Below are 21,298 nucleotides of genomic sequence, written 5' to 3'. Positions count from 1 at the left end.
TTCAGCCGCCGATTCTCGCCTAGCAGCTCATCCGGATCTCAAGCCGTTACCGCCTCAAGAAGAATGCAATAAGCTGGCAACGAAAGCAGCCTGTTTATAATGGATCTATGCTCTTGTCTAGCCGCCTGTCGTGCTTGGAGAATCGAAGCTTTTGCAGCGGATTTGCTTTAAGTCCGGCAGGCTGCTAAAAATAAAATAATTGCGAACCGGCTGCAACAATCTAGCTGTGCCTGGTTTGAGGACTCCGCTACGCGCAACATTTCTCCGAAAAATGTTGCACCTGGTTTTTTGGACGTCCCCAGGATTATTTTTATGCAAGCATAAGTGCTTGCGCTATCGGAAACGAGACGGTGGACCGCATGCCTAGTCAAAAAACAACCAAGAAAATCAGTTCCCTTGCAGGACAACCTGCCCAGCTATCAATGCTGCTGAATGTGCCCAAACTTATTACCGCCTACTACACGCAGATTCCAGATTGGGCTGTGCCGGCGCAAAAAGTTGCATTCGGCACCTCGGGACATCGTGGTTCGGCCTTCGAAACAAGCTTTAATGAATGGCACGTACTCGCCATTACCCAGTCAATTTGCCAATACCGCAAACAACAGGACATTAGCGGGCCATTATTTCTGGGTATTGACACGCACGCGCTTTCCGAGCCCGCATACGCCAGTGCGCTTGAGGTGCTGGCCGCGAACGGAGTCGAAGTCATGCTATCAGCAAATGGGGAATACACTCCCACTCCAGCGGTTTCTCACGCGATCCTGACTTACAACCGCGGCCGGACGCAGGGGCTCTCGGACGGGATAGTCATCACGCCTTCTCACAATCCACCCGAGAGCGGCGGTTTTAAATACAACCCCCCAAACGGCGGCCCGGCCAGCGTGGGTGTCACTGCTCTAATCGAGTCCATGTCCAACGCGTTTCTGAGAAATAATCTGGCGGGGGTGAAAAGGAAATGTTTCGAGAAGGCGTTGCACGCATCTACGACGCATCAGCATGACTTTCTCAATACTTACGTAAGCGATCTCGACAACGTGATTGATATGAATGCCATACGCGATGCGAACATCCGCATGGGGGTGGATCCGCTCGGCGGTGCCGGCGTCCACTACTGGAGTGCGATCGCGGAACGCTATAAGCTGGACCTGACCGTTGTCAATGAGTTGGTCGATCCAGCCTTCCGTTTCATGACGCTGGATTGGGACGGCCAGATTCGCATGGACCCATCCTCGCCCTACGCCATGCATGGGTTGATCGACCTGAAAGACCGCTTTGATATCGCCTTTGCCTGCGACACCGATCATGACCGGCATGGGATTGTCACCCGGAGTGCGGGCTTGCTGCCGGCGGATCATTACCTTTCCGTTGCCATTCACTACCTATTCCAGCATCGTGCGGAGTGGAGCAGGAATGTAGCGGTAGGCAAAACGGTGGTGAGCAGCCAGATGCTCGACCGGATAGCCGCAAAACTCGGCAGACGGCTTTATGAGGTTCCTGTCGGGTTCAAATGGTTCGTGGATGGCCTGCACGATGGTTCTCTCGGCCTTTGCGGCGAAGAAAGCGCGGGTGCATCCTTCCTCCGTCTTGACGGCACGGTCTGGACGACGGACAAGGATGGAATCATTCCTGCACTGCTTTCAGCGGAAATCACCGCGCGGGGGGGGCGCGATCCCGGCCAGATATACCAGGAACTGGAGCGCGAGTTTGGCAAATCTGTTTCTGAACGCATTGACGCCCCAGCCTCTACGGAGCAAAAAAGAGTTCTGGCGAAGCTTTCGCCACAGCAAATACGCTCTACAGAGCTGGCTGGTGAAAAAATCCGGACGATTCTCACCCAGGCGCCTGGTAACAACGCGTCTATCGGTGGCATTAAGGTGATCGCCGACGATGGATGGTTTGCGGCGCGCCCATCCGGCACTGAGGACATCTATAAAATTTATGCCGAGAGCTTCCGTGGCACCGATCATCTGCACCGTATCCTTGAGGAAGCGCAAACAATAGTCGGCGATGCGCTTGCCACATCCGGCGGCACACCCGCGGATCTGATAGATCTTCCCGAGAAATCCGCCTGAAAATAATCGGTGCGTGGAGCTTCGGGGCCGCAAGCTTCGGAGTAGCCACGAGCGGTATCGGTACTTCCACGCTGCCGGAACCTCCTGGTTGTCGTATTCGGGTCGGCACGCACGTCGCTAATTCTTAACTGCAAGGAGGATCAAGATGCAACTCGGAATGATCGGATTGGGACGTATGGGTATTAACATGGCACGCCGCCTGATGAGAGCCGGAAACGAATGCGTAGTGTATGACCCTCGCGCTGACACCGTCCACGAACTGCAGTTGCAAGGCGCCGTCGGAACGTCCGCGCTTGAGGATTTACTCTCTCGGCTGGCTAAACCACGTGTAGTGTGGTTGATGGTCCCCGCAGCTGCGGTGGATGCGATTCTTGCGAAGCTTGTATTGATCGCCGAGGCGGGCGATATCATTATTGACGGCGGTAATTCCTATTATCATGACGATATAAGACGGGGCGCGGAGCTGGGCGCAAAGGGAATTCATTACGTCGATGTCGGAACGAGCGGGGGCGTTGCCGGCCGTGAACGTGGATATTGCCTGATGATTGGTGGCGAGAAAGAAACTGTCCAGCACCTTGAGCCGATCTTCGCCGCTCTCGCACCGGGCATTGGCGCAGCGCCGCCCACAGTCGGTCGCCACAAACCTGACAGTACGGCCGAGCACGGTTATCTGCATTGCGGGCCGCATGGGGCCGGGCATTTTGTCAAGATGGTCCATAACGGGATTGAATATGGCCTGATGGCGGCTTATGCCGAAGGCCTGAATATTCTTCACAGCGCCAACGCCGGTAAGCGGGCGTGCGATTCTGACGCCGAGACCACACCCATGCGAAACCCCGAGTTTTACCAATATGAACTGGATCTGCCGGAGATTGCCGAAGTTTGGCGTCGAGGCAGCGTTGTGGCGTCCTGGCTACTTGATCTGACGGCGGAGGCGCTGGTCGAGGATGCCGATCTCGCCAAATTTTCGGGACGTGTGTCGGATTCCGGCGAAGGACGTTGGACAACGCTGGCCGCGGTCGATGAGGGCGTGCCTGTGCCGGTCATCAGCGCGGCACTCTTCAGCCGCTTTGAATCCCGCGGCAACGCCGACTACGCCGACCGGTTGCTCTCCGCGATGAGAAAGCGATTCGGGGGACATGACGAAAAAAAAGGAGCGGACTAGGATGGATGTGACTGAGATGGGCAGGGCGCATGGCGCGGCACAGTCGGATACATTGGTGCTGTTCGGTATAACAGGCGACCTTGCCCAGAAAAAAATCTTTCCGGCGCTGTATGCCATGGCAAAGCAGGGGATTCTCAATGTGCCGGTAGTCGGCGTCGCCTCCACCAACTACAGCCTGGCGCAACTTCGCGACAAGGCGATTGCGGCCGTAACACATTCCGGAAAAGTCGACGATCGAAATGCACTTAGCCATCTCCTGTCCCTGCTTCGATACGTCAGCGGTAATTACAATAGTCCAGACACATTCAAGGCGCTTAAGCAGGCACTGGGCGACGCCCGGCGGCCCGCGCATTACCTCGCCATTCCGCCCTCGCTTTTCGGGACTGTCATAAAGGGGCTGGGCGCTACCGGTTTAGCCGATCAAGCGCGAGTCATCGTTGAAAAGCCGTTTGGGCGCGACCTCGCCTCGGCGCAAGAACTCAACCGCGTGGCCCGGTCAGTGTTCCCTGAAGATTCGATTTTCCGAATTGATCACTTCCTCGGCAAAGAATCGATCATGAATATTCTCTATTTCCGCTTCGCCAACTCCTTCCTTGAACCGATCTGGAACCGAAACTACGTGGCCAGCGTTCAGATAACGCTGGCCGAGGATTTTGGCGTGGAAGGCCGCGGCGGATTTTACGAATCCGCAGGTTGTCTTCGCGATGTGATACAGAATCATCTTTTCCAGATTGTTGCGCTTCTTGCCATGGAGCCTCCGCCTCATACAGGCTTTGGGTCCGTTCAAAGCGAGAAAATCAATATCTTTCAGGCCATGCGTCCGTTGAAATCCGACGACCTGGTGCGCGGCCAGTACGCCGGCTATCGCAAGGAGCCAGGCGTGGCGAAAGATTCCGATGTTGAGACATTCTGCGCCTTGCGCCTTTTCATTGACTCATGGCGTTGGGAAGGCGTGCCCTGGTACTTGCGCTCAGGCAAATTTCTCGCCGAAACAGCCACGGAAGTTATTGTCCAGCTAAAGCCGCCGCCCCAACGGCTTTTCGCCGATTCCGGGCCAGAGCTTTGCAATGCCAACTATTTGCGCTTCCGGCTCTCCCCCATCTCTGCCGTTGCTATCGCCGCCCGGGTCAAGCGTGCGGGGAAGAAGTTTATTGGCGACCAGCGAGAGCTTTGCCTGGTCGAAGAACACTTTGGCCGTGAATCGCCTTATGAACGGCTTTTGCATGACGCTATGATCGGCGACGAAGCGTTGTTTACCCGTGAAGAAGCAATAGAGGCCGCCTGGGCGGCGCTTGATCCCGTTCTCAAGGCGCACCATAGAGCCCTTCCCTATAAACGCGGCAGTTGGGGGCCCGAAGCAGCCGAGGCCCTGATCGCGGCAGACGGATGCTGGCACAATCCGGAATCGAGAATATGATGCTCACAACGCTCGCCATCATGTCAGTGGCAAGCTGAAAATGTCTGCTCAACATCGGTTAGCTTCCCCGGCTTGGCCAATCCATAATCGAGACAAGCTGTGAATTTCACCCCTTTAAATAGAATAAAGTATGATGTTGACATTGTCACTGCGGGAGGCAGTTATTGAGATACCAGTACATCATCCATGTTTTGTGCAGGGGTTTTGGGATGCAGCCATACTGAATATGACAAATATAATCCTTTACGAATTTTTAACATTTAAGCGACGTTTTTTTCACACATGGCATGTTATTTTTTAGCTAGGTCGCATCATTATTGTTTTTTATATCGGATGTCATACTTTTATGGGAACTTTTCTTATGAATACATCATTCGCTCTTAAGTTATCCAGATCGGCAGCACTGGGCTCCGTTATTTTTTTCTGCGCATTACCTGGCGCCCAGGCGGATAGGCTGGCAGATAATCTGGCTGCAATGGAGGCTCAGAGCCCAATTAATATCACCACAAATAACACGACCTTTGTCAAGGACTTGGATCCGCTTTTATTTACGTTAAATTCCGACACCCAGCTGAAAGTGATCAATAATGGTTCGCCTAATGAGTTCGCAACCGCCGCGAGGGCTAATGTCGTCGACCCCGGCGCGGGATCCGTGACAATCGGCCCGGATACGTATAGGTTGTCGCAGTTTCACTTTCACACGCCTGCCGAGCATTTGGAAAATGGCTATAAATTTCCCATGGAGATGCATCTGGTATTTTCGGATGCCAAGGATAATCTGCTCGTGGTGGGCCGATGGGTCGAGGAAGGCGCTTTCAATGAAGCGCTAAATCCCATTTTCTCTAACCTGCCGCATTCCGTAACCGATACACTCACCGTTGATCACTTCAATTTGAACGCACTTATCCCGGATAACCTAAATTCGTTTCGCTACGACGGTTCGCTAACGACGCCCCCTTTCTCGGAAGGTGTGAAATGGGTCGACCTAGCGGAGCCGTTAGAGATGTCGGCAGCACAAATCAATGCTTATAGTTCACTTTTTCCCGATGGCGATTCACGTGAAGTCCAGGATCTCAACGGTCGGCCGATATTTACCGATGTGCCGGGATTCGCCACCGTGGTTCCAGAACCGGAAACCTACGCCATGCTGCTGGCAGGGCTGTGCCTGATAAGTGTTATTGCAAGGCGGCGCCTCGTCAACCCGGCATTTATGAATTCTGCCGCTTAATCCTTCTGTTACATAATTCCCGTGAGCAGGCGTAACATGCCTTTAGACTGTCATCATATTTCTCCGATGTTGGCAGTCTAAAGCAGGCATATCGATCGTTCCAATTTCCTCGCTGAACATCCATTTCTTCCGCTGCGGATTCTCCGGCAGCACATTAATCCGGCAAATAAGAACTAACCGGATTTCTCTTTCTGTTCGCCTCCCGGTCTATTGCCCGGAATTGCAGCGCATCAATGCGGCACGTCAATCATCTACTAGTTTTGCCACAAGCCGTCCTGCTCCAATTCACGCTTTCTTTGCCTCACAATGCGATGTTCTATCTGATTGGATTCATTAATCGACGTGTGGAAAAACCCGGGGGATGGGCGTAGTATTTTATTCAGCTACTTTGACGGCACCGATAGGAGAGAAATTATCATGAAACACACTCTCACACTGAAAAGCTTTGCAGCCCGATCTGTGATACTTGCCAGCATCATTCTTGGCGCGGTAAGCGTGGCACATGCACAAACCCGCGCGGGAGAGCAGGGAGGCGCCCCAGTATCAGGTCAGGGCCAGGGAGACGCTGCCAAAGGAAACGCACCACCGCAAGATCGCAGCTCCGCCTCCGCGCCAGACACGCCTGATCAGGCGAATTCGTCATCAGGCTGGTCATCGGAGGGAAGAAAATCGGGATCGTGCAGATACTCCACACCCGACCAGGAAAGCTTTCTCTGCAAAGTCATAAGGATTTTTTACGGACCGGATACGCCCCCTGGACCGAACAAGGACATGGACGAAAATATCTCAGCGGGCGGTGCGGGAGGCTAATTCCGCATTCTGGTAACAATTAGGGCAGCTTTTCGTCGCCTCATTTTGCTCTTCCGCTGAAGAATGGCAGGAGATTATCATGAAACATACTGACATCCTTCCACGCGCCTTAGCTCGGTCGGTGGTACTTGCCGGTATCCTGATTTTCGCCGCTGCGGGCGTGTCCCACGCACAGAGTGACAAGGTAGGGAAAGACAGCGCTTCGACGCCTGAAACACCTGGTCCTAAGGCGGCGCAGTCTGGAAGAGAAAATTCCCCGGGAGAACAGAAGAATACGCCGGCAAAGAAGGATGGTGATGCGCCCGACCAGCTCGGGGCTGACGTTTCGCCCAACGAGGACTGTGAAGAGCAGGAGGCTGACGCGTGCGAGCAACCTGCCCCGGAGCAGAAAAGCTTTCTCCGCAGAATTATGAAGCTCTTTTACGGACCGGACAGGCCTCCGGGACCTGACCCGGATGTGGATACCAATATCTCGGCGGGAGGAGCCGGGGGTGGATAGAAGATTTGACGGAAAATAAATAGAACCACGTGTACGGAGTTCGTGACACAAGGAGCTCGCCTATGACTTTAGCATTCTGCCTATCAGCGGGATTCCATGGAATAATGACACCCCGATCGATCATGTCTTAGAAATCGCTAGCCCAACCCCCCGTAAAAGCTTCGCACCTTCCCAAGAATTTACGAAAGAGCCTTCATAGGTGATTGCGCGCGCCAGTCACTCAAGATAAACATATTTATCTGCCCGGATCCTGACTTCGTACGGTCCTTCGTATGACACTACCGCGCGCATTATTCCAAGGTATTGCCAGTAATGCACCATGCGTCTTAGAACTCCTGCAACGCTCCCCTCCAGGGAAATGAAATTCAGGCGGGGAGAAAATACCCTTACAGGCCATCGTGCCCACCTTAAAAATGAGCGGCGAGGGCCGGATTCATGACATTCGGAATTGCCGCACTCCATTCTATTTTTATCTAAAGTGCCCTACGGCCACCCCTGCCGCATCCAAATCCTAGCGTCATAACGTCCTGCTTGGCGTCCATCGGCTACTCAATCCTAAAAAAAGAATGACGGCATAAACCCATGGGGTATACCTTCACGAATTATTGACCTATACCTGACATTTTAATGACAAACGAATCACCGAATTTTCACCTGCACATGACATTTTCTTGACCTTTACCGTGTTATTTTTCTGGTAAGCAAAAAATCTTAGAAGTAATTAAAAACGGGAACGCAAAAGTTCCCTTACTCAATTTAAATATTCTTTGTTCTCACATTTCAGCCTCAATCTTCTTAAAGCGGAGTATATTTAATGAAGCTCAGTCTTTCGTTAATCGCATGCTGTTGTTGTATATTCTCAACTTCTCTGCATGCCCAGGATAAGCAAGCGTCTCCGGATTCCGAAACATCATCTAAAGCTTATACCATCGATTTATTTGTCGATACCAAGACCAAGCAGATTTATTCGGAACCTGGGGAAGGCCGGGTACGCATGGGGTCTTTTGAGAAAGTTCCGGATACACCCAGGAAACCGGCGCCCAGTACTGCCTCAAGCGAGCCGCCGGCCACTGGCAAGGAAGGGGGTGTCCTCCTTCGAGACGTTCCAGCAAAGCCAAAGGACGTTGCGGCGAAGCCGGGAGGATTTGGGTTTGCAAACTGGAAGGAAAAAGATCCCTTTAAATACAACCTTAATGGCGACGGAAGCCAGTACATCAAATTTGGCCTGCTAAACCAGATCCAGGGGCGGTATGAGCAAAATAATCCGGGATCGCTCATACAAGACCAGCCCGTAGACGACACGACCGATGTCGGTCTTCGCCGGACCCGTCTTGTATTGCAAGGGCAGCTCACTGACCGGGTATACTTTTACACCCAATACGGGATAAACAATTTCAATTTTCTGTCTCAGCAGAACGATAACAGGCATATTGCAGCCATGCCCTATTTTCACGATGCATTTGCTGAGCTGCGGCTGACGCAAGGGCATCAGATGATAGTGGGTGGTGGGCTTTCGATGGCCAATGGTCTTTCCCGCTTCAGCTCCCCCAGCGTAAGTACTATCCTGACTCTGGATGTCCCCATTGCAGGCCAGTACAGCACGGAAAGGACGCAACTGTTCAACAGGCAGTTGGGCGTTTATCTCCGTGGCCAGATCAGCAAGTTCCGCTATCGGATAGCAGCGCAAGACTCGTTCCCGATCACCACAGATGGGATCGCAAATAGTGGCGCCATTTCGCCAACCATTTCCGATTTCGCCCAGGTTGGGCATAAAAAACAATACGGAGGCATGTTTTACTGGAACTTCTGGGACACGGAGCCGATGACAAACGACTACATGCAGGGAACCTATCTAGGCAAGAAGGACATATTGAATCTGGAAGCTGGCTTTATCACCGAGAAAAATGCCATGTGGACCGGCACCTCGCCGGCAAATGCCCAGTATCATGATATGACCCACTGGTCGGTTGCCGGCTACCTGGACGCCGCGGTGGATAAGGTGAAGGAAACGGCAGTCTCTGCCTATATCGGTTATTTCGTCTACGACTATGGCCCGAATTATATTCGGAACAATGGGAATGGGCAGAACTCCGCCAATGGCGTTGGCGCGATGGGAAGTTTCAACGGGGCCGGTAACACCTATCCGATGTTTGGCACAGGTGAAATGTGGTATTCCCAGATCGGTTACTTATTGCCGAAAGATTTAATTCCGGGAAATAATGGCCAGCTCCAGCTCTACGCTTCTCTGACAAGCGCTAACTGGCAACGCCTGCATGATCAAATGAACGTATTTAACGGCGGGGTAAACTGGTTGTTAAAGGGGCATAACAGCAAGATCACTTTTGACTACCAGAACAGACCCATATTCAATGCGAACGCAGCGGGCGATATCGTCAAAACCTCCAGTAGGGGACAGTTCGTCTTGCAATATCAGGTCGCTTTCTAGCAGTCCATATCCTCCTTGTATTCGCTTCCAGGCAGGTCGAGACCTGCCTGGGGTGATGCATCTCCCGATATTTCCCTCGTACAGATTCCGGCGGTTTATAGCCAGGAGCCTGATTCTCCTGGATACCATTTCGTCCCGGTATCAGGTGAGGCCAGTCGAGTGGAATTGCTGAAGGCCCTCCCTCACCTACGTGACGCCTCTTCCCGCTCCCGCTAATTCATAAACCCGAACTGCGTGTCGTCAAGGCGGCCGAAACGAGTCAACCCGATACCGGATACTTGCCAATCGTGAAAAATTGTAAGTGTGTTAGCGCACAGAAACATGAGTCATGCGGCGTAGTATCTGTACATCCGCGGCAAGCCGCGTGTCTTATTGCTTGTTGGAAAGAAACGAACAACAGGATTGCAACGCGTATACCGCCTCGAAAGTCAAAACGGGTGGGGCGGCGTCAGACGCTCATACAGACCGCAAGATCGAACAGGAGATTGCGCAATGAAGGAGAATGTCAGTGACTTTCTAGTGCGGCGTCTGTCTGAATGGGGAGTCAGACGGATATTTGGTTATCCAGGCGACGGCATCAACGGAGTAATGGGTGCCCTGAACCGCACTTCCGCCGAACTCGATTTTATCCAGGTTCGGCATGAAGAAATGGCAGCGTTGATGGCATGTGCTCACGCCAAGTTTACCGGAGAAGTCGGCGTATGTATCGCCACCTCCGGCCCCGGCGCCATTCATCTACTCAATGGCCTGTATGACGCCAAGCTCGATCACCAGCCGGTTGTGGCGATTGTCGGGCAGCAGAAACGTGCTGCTCTCGGCGGCAACTATCAGCAGGAAATCGACCTTATCTCGTTGTTCAAAGATGTCGCGCATGAATACGTGCATATGGTATCGACACCTTCCCAGATACGCCATATTGTCGATCGCGCCATGCGCATTGCTCAGGCTGAACGCAACGTATGTTGCATCATCATACCCAACGACATTCAGGAAATGGATGCTGAGCAGCCGCCGCACGAGCACGGCACCGTGCATTCGGGAATTGGTTATAAGGCACCGCGGGTCGTTCCGTGGGCCGACGAGCTGCACCGGGCGGCTGATACGCTTAACGCTGGATCGAAGGTCGCTATATTGATTGGCGCGGGCGCATTGAATGCCACGGCTGAGGTTATCAAGGTGGCCGATCTGCTCGGCGCCGGAATCGCCAAAGCGTTGCTGGGAAAGGCCGCCGTTTCCGACGAATTGCCATATGTGACGGGCTCGATTGGCTTGCTTGGCACTAAACCCAGCTACGAGATGATGACCGGATGCGATACGCTGCTGATGATCGGGTCGAGCTTCCCCTATTCCGAATTCCTGCCCGAAGAAGGCCAGGCGCGCGGGGTACAAATTGACATCAATGGCCGGATGATAAGTATTCGCTATCCGATGGAAGTGAATTTAGTGGGTGATAGCGCACAGACCTTAAGACTTCTGATCCCATTATTGAAACAAAAAAACGATCGCGCGTGGCGCGAACGAATTGAAAAAAATGTTGCGGAGTGGTGGAAAACCCTGGAAGCGCGGGCGACGGAGTCGGCCAACCCAATCAATCCGCAAAGGGTATTCTGGGAGTTATCTTCGCGCCTGCCAGATAATTGCATTCTCACTTGCGATTCAGGTTCTTCAGCTAACTGGTATGCGCAGAACCTGAAAATACGCCAGGGCATGATGGCCTCGCTTTCAGGCGGCCTTGCGACAATGGGATCGGGGGTGCCGTATGCAATCGCGGCGAAATTTGCGCATCCAAAGCGGACGGTGATCTCCCTGGTCGGAGACGGCGCGATGCAAATGAACGGCATGAACGAACTCATCACCATCGCCAAATACTGGCGGCGCTGGAGTGACCCGCATTTGATCGTAATGGTCCTCAACAACCGTGATTTGAATCTGGTGACATGGGAACAGCGGGTTACGGAAGGTGACCCGAAGTTCAACGCGTCGCAGGATGTACCGGATTTTCCCTATGCGCGTTACGCCGAATTAATCGGGCTCCATGGCGTCCGTGTTGACCGGGCCGAAGATGTGGGCAGAGCCTGGGATCATGCTCTAAACACAGATCGGCCAGTGGTGCTCGAAGCGTACACCGACCCGGACGTACCGCCGCTGCCGCCACATGTTACGTTCAAACAAGCAAAAGCGTATGCGTCCGCAATGCTGCAAGGCGACTCGGACTCGGCCGGCGTCATCAAACAATTGGTTAAACAGATTTTTGCGTAGCGGCGCCAAGAATGCGTACATCGGCTACGACTATCATGACATAAATTCGCAGGCCAGAGACGTTGGGCAATCGGTGATGGATATCTGGCGAGGCCTACAGATTGAAATGATCTATATTGAAACGGAATTTCGCAAGCAATCCCCAAAAACACAGAATGCTGTACAGAATCGACGGCAAAGTTATGCCCGGTGGTTTATCGGGGACCAAGAAGAAAATGGCACACGTAAGATAGACAAGCAAAAACTTTTCTCTTCTCAATAAAACCAGCGTCATCATTTGGGGAAACAGCATGAACGAGAAAACGAAGCCACGCATGGTCGGCATCAATCACATCGCGTTAGAGGTCGGAGATATCGAGGAGGCGTTGGCTTTTTATGCTCGCATCTTTTCATTCAAGTTGCGGGGTCGTGGCCAACACGCTGCCTTCATTGACATGGGCGACCAGTTCATCGCTCTGACCGAAGGGCGATCGCAGAGCGCAGACGATGACAGGCATTTCGGTCTCGTCGTCGATGACCGTTCCCAAGTACGGGAGCTCGCCAAAGCGGCGGGAGCGACGATTTTGGGAGACACTACCCTCGACTTCCTCGATCCGTGGGGCAATCGCATTCAAGTGGTCGAATACCGCGATCTGCAATTCACAAAGACGCCCGCCGTGCTAAAGTTCATGGGGCTTGACCTGGACAAGAGCGAAGAGGCGCGAGCGGAACTGCGCAAGAAAGGAATCGAGTCGTAAATCGGGAATACGTAGAGGTCTGCGAAGCTTGATCCACTTCAGGGACAGCAGGATAGATTAATGAATCCCAATTTTCCTTTCCACAGCGAATTCGATCTACGTGCTATTCAAGATCAGATTCGTAACGCCCCAATGGAGGAGCCGACGCATGACGATACGGAGTACTCGTATCAGAAGTCGCACGGCCTCAAGTATGTTGTCGAGGCGCCAGAGTCCAATGCCGATAATGTCAGAGGCGTTGTTCGGGATATCTGGCGGATCGAGGTCGGGATCGAACCGCTGTTTCAGCAGTATGGCGATGCTCCTGCCGTACCAGATGCCAGATGCGCTACAGGCGTTCTATTTAATTTCGATACCTGCGGTGGCGTTTAGTTACCTGGTAGAAAATCCATATGACGCGGCATATGGGCTTCTCGCCGAAAGTCAGTTTCGAAGCGTCGAGCCGGACCTTCCCTACACCCAATTTTTGTCGACCTCCGCTGCTGCATCAGTAAGTGGTAGTGGTTCCCTTTCAATCGATGAGGGCTGGTTTTTGCGAAATATTAGTAACACGCCGTTCGCGCTCATCATTGCCCCGTGAATCCAGAGGATTATTCCACCGATTTGTTGATCCGCTAGCACTGATGCCATCTCGATATTAGGAATTTGTAAAACTATCTGAAATGTACCTTTTTGGTAGAGGCCATCTGGAGCGCATGAACCCGAATCGATCACTCCCCCGAAACTGTTGCGCGAACCCGGGAAACCCTTTATATTTCTCACATGAAGCAGACCCGACACACTCTCCCGCTCCACTTTTTATACCATCCGCCGTTTCTGGCACGACCGCTGCTGCGCTTCGCGCGCTAACTATTACACCTCCCCTTAAAAGTTTTTATCTTTCGGAACCTGTTCCGAAATCTGTATTACAGCTTAAGCATGCTTTCTGAAACGGAGAAGCCATTGAAAGATCATTTGATTATTTTTGATACCACGTTGCGTGATGGTGAGCAGAGCCCGGGCGCATCCATGACCAGGGAAGAAAAGGTACGTATTGCGAAACAACTGGAACGCATGCGCGTGGACGTCATCGAGGCAGGCTTTCCGGCCGCTTCCAATGGTGATTTTGAGGCGGTGAAGGCGGTAGCTGATGCGATTAAGGAAAGCACGGTGTGCGGCCTTGCCCGGGCGACGGAAGGCGACATCAGGCGCGCCGGGGAGGCCTTGCGCGGTGCTGGTTCGGCACGTATTCACACTTTTATTGCCACTTCTCCGATTCACATGGAGAAGAAACTGCGCATGTCTCCTGACCAAGTCATAGAGCAGGCGGTGAAAGCTGTAAAATGGGCGCGCCAATACACAGACGACGTGGAATTTTCTCCGGAGGATGCAGGCCGCTCCGATATAACATTTCTCTGCCGCGTGCTGGATGCAGTCATCAATGCTGGTGCCAGGACGTTGAATATTCCCGATACCGTTGGCTACACCATGCCGGAGCAATTTGGCAAGCTCATCCAGACGCTTCGTGAATGTATACCTGATTCCGATAAGGTGGTGTTCTCCGTACATTGCCATAATGACCTGGGCTTGGCTGTGGCCAATTCACTGTCAGCGGTGATGCACGGTGCGCGGCAAGTGGAATGTACCGTAAACGGGTTAGGCGAGCGCGCCGGTAATGCCTCGCTGGAGGAAATCGTGATGGCGGTACGCACGCGCCAGGATTACTTCCCTTGCGACACCCGCGTTGATGCCGTTCATATCGTCCCGGCGAGCAAGCTGGTATCAGGCATTACCGGCTTTCCGGTGCAGCCGAACAAGGCCATCGTCGGCGCAAACGCGTTCGCCCATGAATCCGGCATACATCAGGATGGTGTACTTAAACACCGCGAAACGTATGAAATCATGCGCGCCGAGGATGTTGGCTGGGGTGCCAACAAACTGCTGCTTGGCAAGCATTCCGGGCGCAATGCTTTTCGCAGCCGGCTGGCGGAGTTGGGTATCGGACTGGAATCAGAGGAAGTGCTGAATACGACATTCATGCGTTTCAAGGAATTGGCCGACAAGAAGCATGATATCTTCGATGAAGACCTGCATGCATTGGTTTCAGATGATGCCATGGCCTTGCAGGAACACTACAAGCTTCTGTCTCTGATTGCGCATAGCGAAACCGGCGAAACGCCATATGCCCATATCGTAATTGCCGAGGAAGGCAAGGAATCGCGTGCCGAGTCGGACGGCAGCGGACCCGTGGACGCCACCTTTCGGGCCATCGAGAAAATTCTGGCAAGTGGCGCCGAGTTACAATTATTTTCAGTTAATGCCATCACCAGCGGCACGGATTCACAGGGTGAGGTGACAGTGCGATTGCAAAAATCCGGCCGCATCGTCAATGGCCATGGCGCGGATACCGACATTGTGGTGGCATCCGCCAAAGCCTACCTTAGTGCGCTCAATAAATTGCACAGCAAGCTGGAGCGGGCTCACCCGCAGGTATAGCTAAGGACTGGGCAGGGCAAAATATATTCAGCATATTCAGCGTTTAGACAGAGGGATCAGTTGCCTATGCCTTAAATAGCGTAGGGACACGCCGAGTTTCTTTTCTCAATCCTGTCGGCCGGTATTACAACTTATGAAAGTCTTGAGACCCCTGGATTTCGCGCGTTATGTCCTTGTACGCTTCCTTCAGCACAACTGCACTGAAGTTGCCGCCAGCCTTACCTTCACCACCTTGCTTTCACTAGTACCATTGATCGCTATCGCGTTATCCATCGTGGCGGCATTTCCCGCATTTACCGAGTATTCCAATCAAATAAAAGACTTTATTCTTACCACCATGATGCCGGAAGCGGCGAATAGAGTCATTGGCGTATACATGCAAAAGTTCGCCGATAACGCGGTACAGCTGACTGCCATTGGCACAGCTTTTTTGGGCGTGACAGCGCTTGCCCTGATGTTCACCATCGATAAGGCGCTGAATGCAATCTGGCGCGTAACCCGGTTGCGTCCGTTCATCCATCGTTTGCTGATTTACTGGGCCATATTGACGATTGGACCGCTGCTGATCGGCGCAAGTTTGTCGCTGACTTCCTGGCTGATTGGAATATCAATGGGGGTAACCCAGGACATCCCCGGCATTAATGTCGCACTGCTGCGACTGGCGCCATTGCTGCTGACAAGCATTGCTTTTTCAATTCCATATCTTATCGTGCCTAATCGCCGGGTTGCCTGGCGTCATGCAATTGCCGGGGGGGTCGCCGCGGCAGTGGGATTTGAGGTAATGAAACAAGGATTCGCATTTTATATTACCAATTTTCCCACGTATCAGGCGGTATACGGGGCGTTCGCCATCCTTCCGATTTTTTTGTTGTGGATTTATCTGTCGTGGCTGATGGTATTACTGGGTGCGGTGATTGCAGCTTCCCTTTCCAGTTGGCATTTTGGTGAATGGCGCCGGGATCCGACAGCGCAGGGAAAACAATTCTTTGACGCACTGCGTTTGCTGCAAGTACTGGGAGAGGCATTTAAAAGCGGCAGGATCGAAACTCACTCTAGTCTTCACCAGAAACTCATGTTAAGTTTTGAAGATATAGACCAGATGCTCGAGCTTATGAACCGCGCCAATTTTGTCAAGCAGGTGAAGTCAGGCGGATGGGTCCTGATCCTGGATCCCGGTAAGATCATGGTGGCCGATATTTTTCGCCTGTTTACATTTCGTCCCGAGGCAGCGCGTGCTGCCGCGGCGGGTAATGTAAAACTGGAGCAGCTGCTAGACGATATCACAACCGGAATGAATGAAAAAATGAACGTGCCGCTGTCTCAGCTTTTTGCGGAAACTGTGTCCGAGAATCCCGTGCAGCTGCCAGATAATGCTCTGGCATAAAACTTAACTTCAATGAAATTATCGGAAAAATGATGCAACGCGTGCTCGCCGGCTTGTTCTGCCTGTTGCTGGCATTGCCCTCCGCCATTCAGGCGAAAGGCTTTGTATTCACGGATTCAACCGGCAAAAAGCTCACCCTCTCCGATTATAAGGGCAAGTGGGTTTTGATAAATTTCTGGGCCACCTGGTGCCCGCCTTGCCTGAAGGAGATTCCCGACCTGGTGTCGCTTTACGAAAGCCGAAAGGATGTAATGGTAATCGGCGTGGCCATGGATTATCAGAATCCGAAGACCGTACTGAAATTCGCCGACTCGCTATCCATTTCCTACCCTATCGTATTTGGCGACAGAAAAATTGCCGCACAAATCGGTCCCGTGTCGATGCTGCCCACTACTTATTTATTCGACCCCGCCGGTCAGCCCGCCGCCTACCACGTCGGGCTGATTTCGCGAGAAAGCCTGGAGGAATTCATGCGGGAGAATCCTGTAAATCCTCAGAATCGTCCTGGTGGGGCAAGTCAACGAAAGCCTAAGTAAATTGATGGTACGTGCTTCCCCCAGGAATTTGAATGGACTGCGGCGTATGCACGTTATGAAAGCCTGAAGAAAAGCGAACAAAACTGAGCAATAAAATAAATTTGTGTCAGTCTCCACATACTCTCATTCTTACAAAGTCAATAACAGCCTGTAGTGGGACAGCCTGGGACCGTTCTTCCCGCCGTCCTTGATACTCGACATTTCCTTCCTTCAAACCGCGTTCACCGATAACGACGCGATGCGGGATACCGATCAACTCCATGTCTGCAAACATCACGCCGGGGCGTTCATCACGATCATCAAGCAAAACGCCAATGCCGGCAGCGACAATCGCCGTGTACAACTTCTCCGCTTCGGTCCTTACTTGTGCATTTTTCCTCATTCCAATCGGGATGATAGCGATCTGGAACGGCGCCATCGCAGCCGGAAAAATAATGCCGCGCTCGTCGTGATCCTGCTCAATAGCCGCCGCTACGATGCGCGATACGCCGATGCCATAGCATCCCATTTCCATCGGCTGCGTCTGACCAGATTCATCAAGGTAACCGGCCTTCATCGCTTCCGAATATTTGGTACGTAACTGGAAAATATGGCCCACCTCTATACCGCGGCATATCTCCAGCTTTCCCCTGCCATCCGGCGACAGGTCGCCGGCAACCACGTTACGGATATCGATAATATGGTCAGGTTGTTTCACATCACGGTCAAAATTAACGTTGGCAAGGTGATAGCCCTCCTCATTCGCGCCGCAAACAAAATTACCCATTACCGCTACAACAGGGTCTGCGATAAGCGGCAGATTCAAGCCAACAGGGCCGATATATCCCGGAAGGCAATTGGTTTCCGCCAGAATCTCTGCTTCGTTCGCCAACCGGAAATCTGCGAGAAAAGGAATTTTGCGGGTTTTCAGCTCATTGAGATGATGATCGCCCCGAAGCAGCAATAAATACATTTGGCCGTTCGCGATCACTGCCAAGGTTTTAATAGTTTGCTCGACGGGAGTATCCAAAACCGCCGCGACCTCCTGACAGGTCCTGGCGCCCGCCGTTTCAACTTTTCGCATTACGCCATCAGCCACTGAGCGCGCCTGTATTGATTGCAGCGATTCGGCCATTTCGATGTTGGCGGCGTAATCCGAATCCGGGCAGAAAACGATGGCGTCCTCGCCGGAATCTGCCAGAACATGAAACTCGTGCGAACCGCTGCCGCCTATTGCTCCGGTATCCGCCGTTACCGCACGAAATCTCAACCCCAGGCGGGTGAATATCCGGCAGTAGGTGTCATACATTGTCCGATAAGTTTTCTCCAGGCTCTCAATTCCCGCATGGAATGAATAGCCGTCCTTCATTACGAACTCCCGCGCCCGCATGACGCCGAAGCGGGGCCGGATCTCATCACGGAATTTGGTTTGAATCTGATAAAAAGTAAGTGGCAATTGCCGGTAGCTTTTGATTTCTCGCCGCGCAATATCGGTAATGACTTCTTCATGGGTAGGACCGAAGCAAAAATCGCGCTGATGCCTATCCTTGATTTTCAACATCTGCGGGCCAAACACATCCCAGCGCCCGCTTTCCTGCCATAATTCGGCGGGCTGCACCGCAGGCATCAGGATCTCTACGGCGCCGCTCTTATCCATTTCCTCCCGCACGATATTCTCAACCTTGCGCAGAACTCTTAAACCCAGCGGCATCCAGGTATAAAGGCCGCTTCCGAGGCGCTTTATGAGACCAGCACGTAACATCAACTTATGGCTCGCCAATTCCGCTTCGGCGGGCGCCTCCTTGAGGGTGGAAATAAAGAAGCTTGATACGCGCATGTTGTACCGTTCCGCTGTCGCAATTGAATTACAATAATTCTACCCTGAAAGCTGCAGATACCCTACCTGCGCCTGAATGTTATATGGGTGAATTCATGCGGTAGCCTTGCTGAAGATGGATGCTTGTACAAAACCAAACTGCGCTAAACTATGTGTCTTGAAGTGGTACAAGAATGGAGGCTTTTATTAATCTCGTGACAGCTTTCAATCTGGGATAAAATATGAAAAAATCTGTCCTCTTGTGACGGATCAAACGGGTGAATTGCATGATCGACCGTAACGGATATCGCTCAAATGTCGGTATTATTCTGCTGAACTCGAAGAACGAGGTTTTCTGGGGCAAACGCATCAAGCAGGATTCCTGGCAATTTCCGCAAGGTGGCATCAAGCCGGGCGAGAGTCCGGAACAGGCGATGTATCGCGAATTGACGGAAGAAGTCGGTCTGCATCCCAAGCATGTCGAAATCATCGGGCGTACACGAGACTGGTTGCGCTATGAAGTACCGGATCAATGGATAAGACGCGACTGGCGGGGAAACTACAAAGGGCAAAAGCAAATCTGGTATCTGTTGCGCCTGGTCGGGCGCGATTGCGATGTATCGCTACGAACAAGCGTACGCCCGGAGTTCGACGCCTGGCGCTGGAACCAGTATTGGGTGGAATTAGAATCTGTGGTCGAATTCAAACGCCAGGTCTATCAGCAAGCTCTGACTGAACTGGCAAGGTTGCTCAACCGCGCTCCCTTCGATGGCAACGGTTACGGGATATCAAACCGCTCTTCCGGGGAGCAGGCTGCGATTGGGCCGGCCAAGCAGGGCGAGTAAATCAGTGAACAAGTCTTTTGCGCGGCCATGGCGCGCGAAAGACATCCTGGCTGTTAAGGATCCATGGGCGCCTTTAGAAGTCTGGAGTCACGGTATCCGCTTATTGCTATGCCAAAAAATTGCTCCCTTCATATCAAATGGATTGGTCGCACTCTGTCAATTTTTTATTCTCGTCCCCAATTTTTTATTCTCGTCCCCAATTGAGAAACGAGTGAATAAATGAGCTTGTCCTGGTTCTGGATTTCTCAGAGGTAGGATGAGATAGGATAAGAGGTACTCTCACGAAGAAGAGGTGCCCTTTACGGATATTTGTAGGCGTAATCGGCTGCGCCACTACAGCCGCGTTTTTAGGAGATTACCGATGATAATGCGGGCACTAATTATATCGCTGCTATCCATTGGAACTATTGCCGCCCCAGCTGCCGTGTCTGCTGCCGATGAGCCCATCCAGCCGATTGAGGCCGCCAAACCAAAGAATGAAAACATGGTAGAGCTGGGCAAAATGCTCTTTTTCGATCCGCGCCTATCGAAGTCTGGTTTCATTTCTTGCAACTCCTGCCACAATCTGAGCATGGGCGGTACGGACAATCTGCAAACGTCGGTCGGTCACAACTGGCAACAGGGCCCGATCAACTCGCCGACTGTATTGAATTCCAGCATGAATCTGGCGCAGTTCTGGGATGGCCGTGCCAAGAATCTGAAAGAGCAGGCGGGGGGACCCATTGCGAATCCCGGAGAGATGGCCTTCACCCACGAGCTGGCAGTGGACGTACTGCGCTCCATTCCCCAGTATCGAGCCCGCTTCAAGCAATTGTTCGGCTCTGACCAAATCAATATCGATATGGTTACCGACGCAATTGCCGCCTTCGAAGAAACTTTGGTGACGCCCGATTCTCGTTTCGACAAGTGGCTCAAGGGCGACAAGCAAGCACTGAACCAGACCGAGGTAGAGGGTTACAAGTTATTCAAGGAGGTCGGATGCACGAGTTGCCACAATGGCGCTGCCGTGGGAGGTGCCTCGTTCCAAAAGTTTGGCGTGCATGAGCCCTACAAAACGGCGAGCAAGGCGGAAGGTCGATTCGGAGTAACTGGCAAGGATGCCGACCGCTTTATGTTTAAAGTGCCTACCCTTCGAAACGTGGAACTAACGTATCCCTATTTTCATGATGGCGCCGCCGCAACCCTTGAAGAAGCGGTGAATACGATGGGACGGCTACAGTTGGGCCACAAGTTCACCAAGGAAGAAAATGCCAAAATCGTCGCGTTTTTAAAGACACTGACCGGTAAGCAGCCGCAGTTCACGTTACCTGTCCTGCCCCCTTCAACCAACGAAACGCCAAGACCCAAGCCGTTTGGCTAACTGCAACTGCCATCATAGTCATACCTGATTAATTTTCAATTATTTCTCCAAAATTGCCCAAGCTGCGAATTGACAGCTTGGGCAATTTACGCAGCAGACAATTTCAGCGTTCCCTCCAACCAGGCTCAAGCCAAGCACGACGGTACCGGATTGCCTTGTAAAGGCAGCGGACATCCCTCCTTGCCGTTTTTTTGTTCAGCCTATTCAATTCTGGACGATTCACGTTGAGCGAATTATTGCTTGCCGGTCTGCCCGGATTTGGAGAAAGTC

Annotated in this window: 16 protein-coding genes; 15 read left to right on the top strand and 1 reads right to left on the bottom strand. The window is 52.4% G+C overall.

All coding sequences use genetic code 11. The features are described 5' to 3' along the window. Positions 1 to 359: 359 nt before the first annotated feature. The 13 genes from pgm (at position 360) to BLP45_RS06590 (ending at position 17,028) form a co-directional block, all read left to right on the top strand. Entirely contained in the window at positions 360 to 2,072 is a 1,713-nt protein-coding gene (gene pgm / locus BLP45_RS06660; RefSeq protein WP_090371273.1) for a phosphoglucomutase (alpha-D-glucose-1,6-bisphosphate-dependent), read from the top strand. Between the two features lie 145 nt (positions 2,073 to 2,217). Next, positions 2,218 to 3,237, top strand: coding sequence for a phosphogluconate dehydrogenase (NAD(+)-dependent, decarboxylating) (gene gnd / locus BLP45_RS06655; protein WP_090371030.1), 1,020 nt, complete (start codon positions 2,218 to 2,220; stop codon positions 3,235 to 3,237). Position 3,238: 1 nt separating this feature from the next. Next, positions 3,239 to 4,654, top strand: a complete 1,416-nt coding sequence (gene zwf, locus BLP45_RS06650) for a glucose-6-phosphate dehydrogenase (RefSeq protein ID WP_256327730.1) — start codon at positions 3,239 to 3,241, stop codon at positions 4,652 to 4,654. Between the two features lie 361 nt (positions 4,655 to 5,015). Further along, positions 5,016 to 5,882 (top strand): carbonic anhydrase family protein, encoded by an 867-nt coding sequence (locus BLP45_RS06645; protein WP_090371028.1) that lies wholly within the window; start codon positions 5,016 to 5,018, stop codon positions 5,880 to 5,882. A gap of 417 nt (positions 5,883 to 6,299) precedes the next feature. Next, the gene (locus tag BLP45_RS06640) at positions 6,300 to 6,692 is read left to right on the top strand and encodes a hypothetical protein (protein WP_090371026.1); all 393 of its coding nucleotides are present in this window, start codon (positions 6,300 to 6,302) and stop codon (positions 6,690 to 6,692) included. A gap of 79 nt (positions 6,693 to 6,771) precedes the next feature. Next, the gene (locus tag BLP45_RS06635; RefSeq protein WP_090371024.1) at positions 6,772 to 7,191 is read left to right on the top strand and encodes a hypothetical protein; all 420 of its coding nucleotides are present in this window, start codon (positions 6,772 to 6,774) and stop codon (positions 7,189 to 7,191) included. Between the two features lie 814 nt (positions 7,192 to 8,005). Then, entirely contained in the window at positions 8,006 to 9,637 is a 1,632-nt protein-coding gene (locus BLP45_RS06630; protein ID WP_090371022.1) for a hypothetical protein, read from the top strand. A 492-nt stretch (positions 9,638 to 10,129) separates the two neighbouring features. Beyond that, entirely contained in the window at positions 10,130 to 11,896 is a 1,767-nt protein-coding gene (locus BLP45_RS06625; protein ID WP_090371020.1) for a thiamine pyrophosphate-requiring protein, read from the top strand. A 290-nt stretch (positions 11,897 to 12,186) separates the two neighbouring features. Further along, positions 12,187 to 12,633, top strand: coding sequence for a VOC family protein (locus tag BLP45_RS06615; protein ID WP_090371017.1), 447 nt, complete (start codon positions 12,187 to 12,189; stop codon positions 12,631 to 12,633). A gap of 60 nt (positions 12,634 to 12,693) precedes the next feature. Then, complete coding sequence (locus BLP45_RS06610) at positions 12,694 to 13,005, top strand: hypothetical protein (protein WP_090371015.1); 312 nt, start codon at positions 12,694 to 12,696, stop codon at positions 13,003 to 13,005. Positions 13,006 to 13,575: 570 nt separating this feature from the next. Next, a complete protein-coding gene (locus BLP45_RS06600; protein ID WP_090371269.1) occupies positions 13,576 to 15,108 on the top strand; it encodes a 2-isopropylmalate synthase in 1,533 nt (510 codons plus the stop codon). Between the two features lie 133 nt (positions 15,109 to 15,241). Beyond that, positions 15,242 to 16,492, top strand: a complete 1,251-nt coding sequence (locus tag BLP45_RS06595) for a YihY family inner membrane protein (protein ID WP_090371011.1) — start codon at positions 15,242 to 15,244, stop codon at positions 16,490 to 16,492. A 29-nt stretch (positions 16,493 to 16,521) separates the two neighbouring features. Further along, complete coding sequence (locus tag BLP45_RS06590) at positions 16,522 to 17,028, top strand: TlpA family protein disulfide reductase (protein WP_176754688.1); 507 nt, start codon at positions 16,522 to 16,524, stop codon at positions 17,026 to 17,028. 106 nt (positions 17,029 to 17,134) lie between these two features. On the opposite strand, the gene BLP45_RS06585 is transcribed toward BLP45_RS06590, so the two are convergent. Continuing rightward, positions 17,135 to 18,844, bottom strand: a complete 1,710-nt coding sequence (locus BLP45_RS06585; RefSeq protein WP_090371008.1) for a proline--tRNA ligase — start codon at positions 18,842 to 18,844, stop codon at positions 17,135 to 17,137. A 266-nt stretch (positions 18,845 to 19,110) separates the two neighbouring features. Here BLP45_RS06585 and BLP45_RS06580 point away from each other — a divergent pair, with 266 nt between their 5' ends. Together BLP45_RS06580 and BLP45_RS06575 are read left to right on the top strand one after the other, a co-directional pair. Beyond that, positions 19,111 to 19,668, top strand: coding sequence for an RNA pyrophosphohydrolase (locus BLP45_RS06580; RefSeq protein ID WP_090371006.1), 558 nt, complete (start codon positions 19,111 to 19,113; stop codon positions 19,666 to 19,668). Positions 19,669 to 20,029: 361 nt separating this feature from the next. Next, a complete protein-coding gene (locus tag BLP45_RS06575; protein WP_090371005.1) occupies positions 20,030 to 21,028 on the top strand; it encodes a cytochrome-c peroxidase in 999 nt (332 codons plus the stop codon). The last annotated feature ends 270 nt before the right edge of the window (positions 21,029 to 21,298 follow it).

Origin of the sequence: Nitrosospira sp. Nl5, assembly GCF_900102495.1 — a bacterium.
Lineage (GTDB): Bacteria > Pseudomonadota > Gammaproteobacteria > Burkholderiales > Nitrosomonadaceae > Nitrosospira.
The sequence above is the reverse complement of the archived record's forward strand: the minus strand, read 5'-3'. Positions and strand labels throughout refer to the sequence as shown.

What these genes read in the sequence shown, in the direction of transcription:
- zwf (WP_256327730.1), top strand. Translation starts at nt 3,239, where the DNA reads ATGGATGTGACTGAGATGGGCAGGGCGCATGGCGCGGCACAGTCGGAT.
- BLP45_RS06595 (WP_090371011.1), top strand. Translation starts at nt 15,242, where the DNA reads ATGAAAGTCTTGAGACCCCTGGATTTCGCGCGTTATGTCCTTGTACGC.
- BLP45_RS06615 (WP_090371017.1), top strand. Translation starts at nt 12,187, where the DNA reads ATGAACGAGAAAACGAAGCCACGCATGGTCGGCATCAATCACATCGCG.
- BLP45_RS06590 (WP_176754688.1), top strand. Translation starts at nt 16,522, where the DNA reads ATGATGCAACGCGTGCTCGCCGGCTTGTTCTGCCTGTTGCTGGCATTG.
- pgm (WP_090371273.1), top strand. Translation starts at nt 360, where the DNA reads ATGCCTAGTCAAAAAACAACCAAGAAAATCAGTTCCCTTGCAGGACAA.
- BLP45_RS06585 (WP_090371008.1), bottom strand. Translation starts at nt 18,844, where the DNA reads ATGCGCGTATCAAGCTTCTTTATTTCCACCCTCAAGGAGGCGCCCGCC.
- BLP45_RS06580 (WP_090371006.1), top strand. Translation starts at nt 19,111, where the DNA reads ATGATCGACCGTAACGGATATCGCTCAAATGTCGGTATTATTCTGCTG.
- BLP45_RS06630 (WP_090371022.1), top strand. Translation starts at nt 8,006, where the DNA reads ATGAAGCTCAGTCTTTCGTTAATCGCATGCTGTTGTTGTATATTCTCA.
- gnd (WP_090371030.1), top strand. Translation starts at nt 2,218, where the DNA reads ATGCAACTCGGAATGATCGGATTGGGACGTATGGGTATTAACATGGCA.
- BLP45_RS06640 (WP_090371026.1), top strand. Translation starts at nt 6,300, where the DNA reads ATGAAACACACTCTCACACTGAAAAGCTTTGCAGCCCGATCTGTGATA.
- BLP45_RS06575 (WP_090371005.1), top strand. Translation starts at nt 20,030, where the DNA reads ATGATAATGCGGGCACTAATTATATCGCTGCTATCCATTGGAACTATT.
- BLP45_RS06610 (WP_090371015.1), top strand. Translation starts at nt 12,694, where the DNA reads ATGAATCCCAATTTTCCTTTCCACAGCGAATTCGATCTACGTGCTATT.
- BLP45_RS06625 (WP_090371020.1), top strand. Translation starts at nt 10,130, where the DNA reads ATGAAGGAGAATGTCAGTGACTTTCTAGTGCGGCGTCTGTCTGAATGG.
- BLP45_RS06645 (WP_090371028.1), top strand. Translation starts at nt 5,016, where the DNA reads ATGAATACATCATTCGCTCTTAAGTTATCCAGATCGGCAGCACTGGGC.
- BLP45_RS06635 (WP_090371024.1), top strand. Translation starts at nt 6,772, where the DNA reads ATGAAACATACTGACATCCTTCCACGCGCCTTAGCTCGGTCGGTGGTA.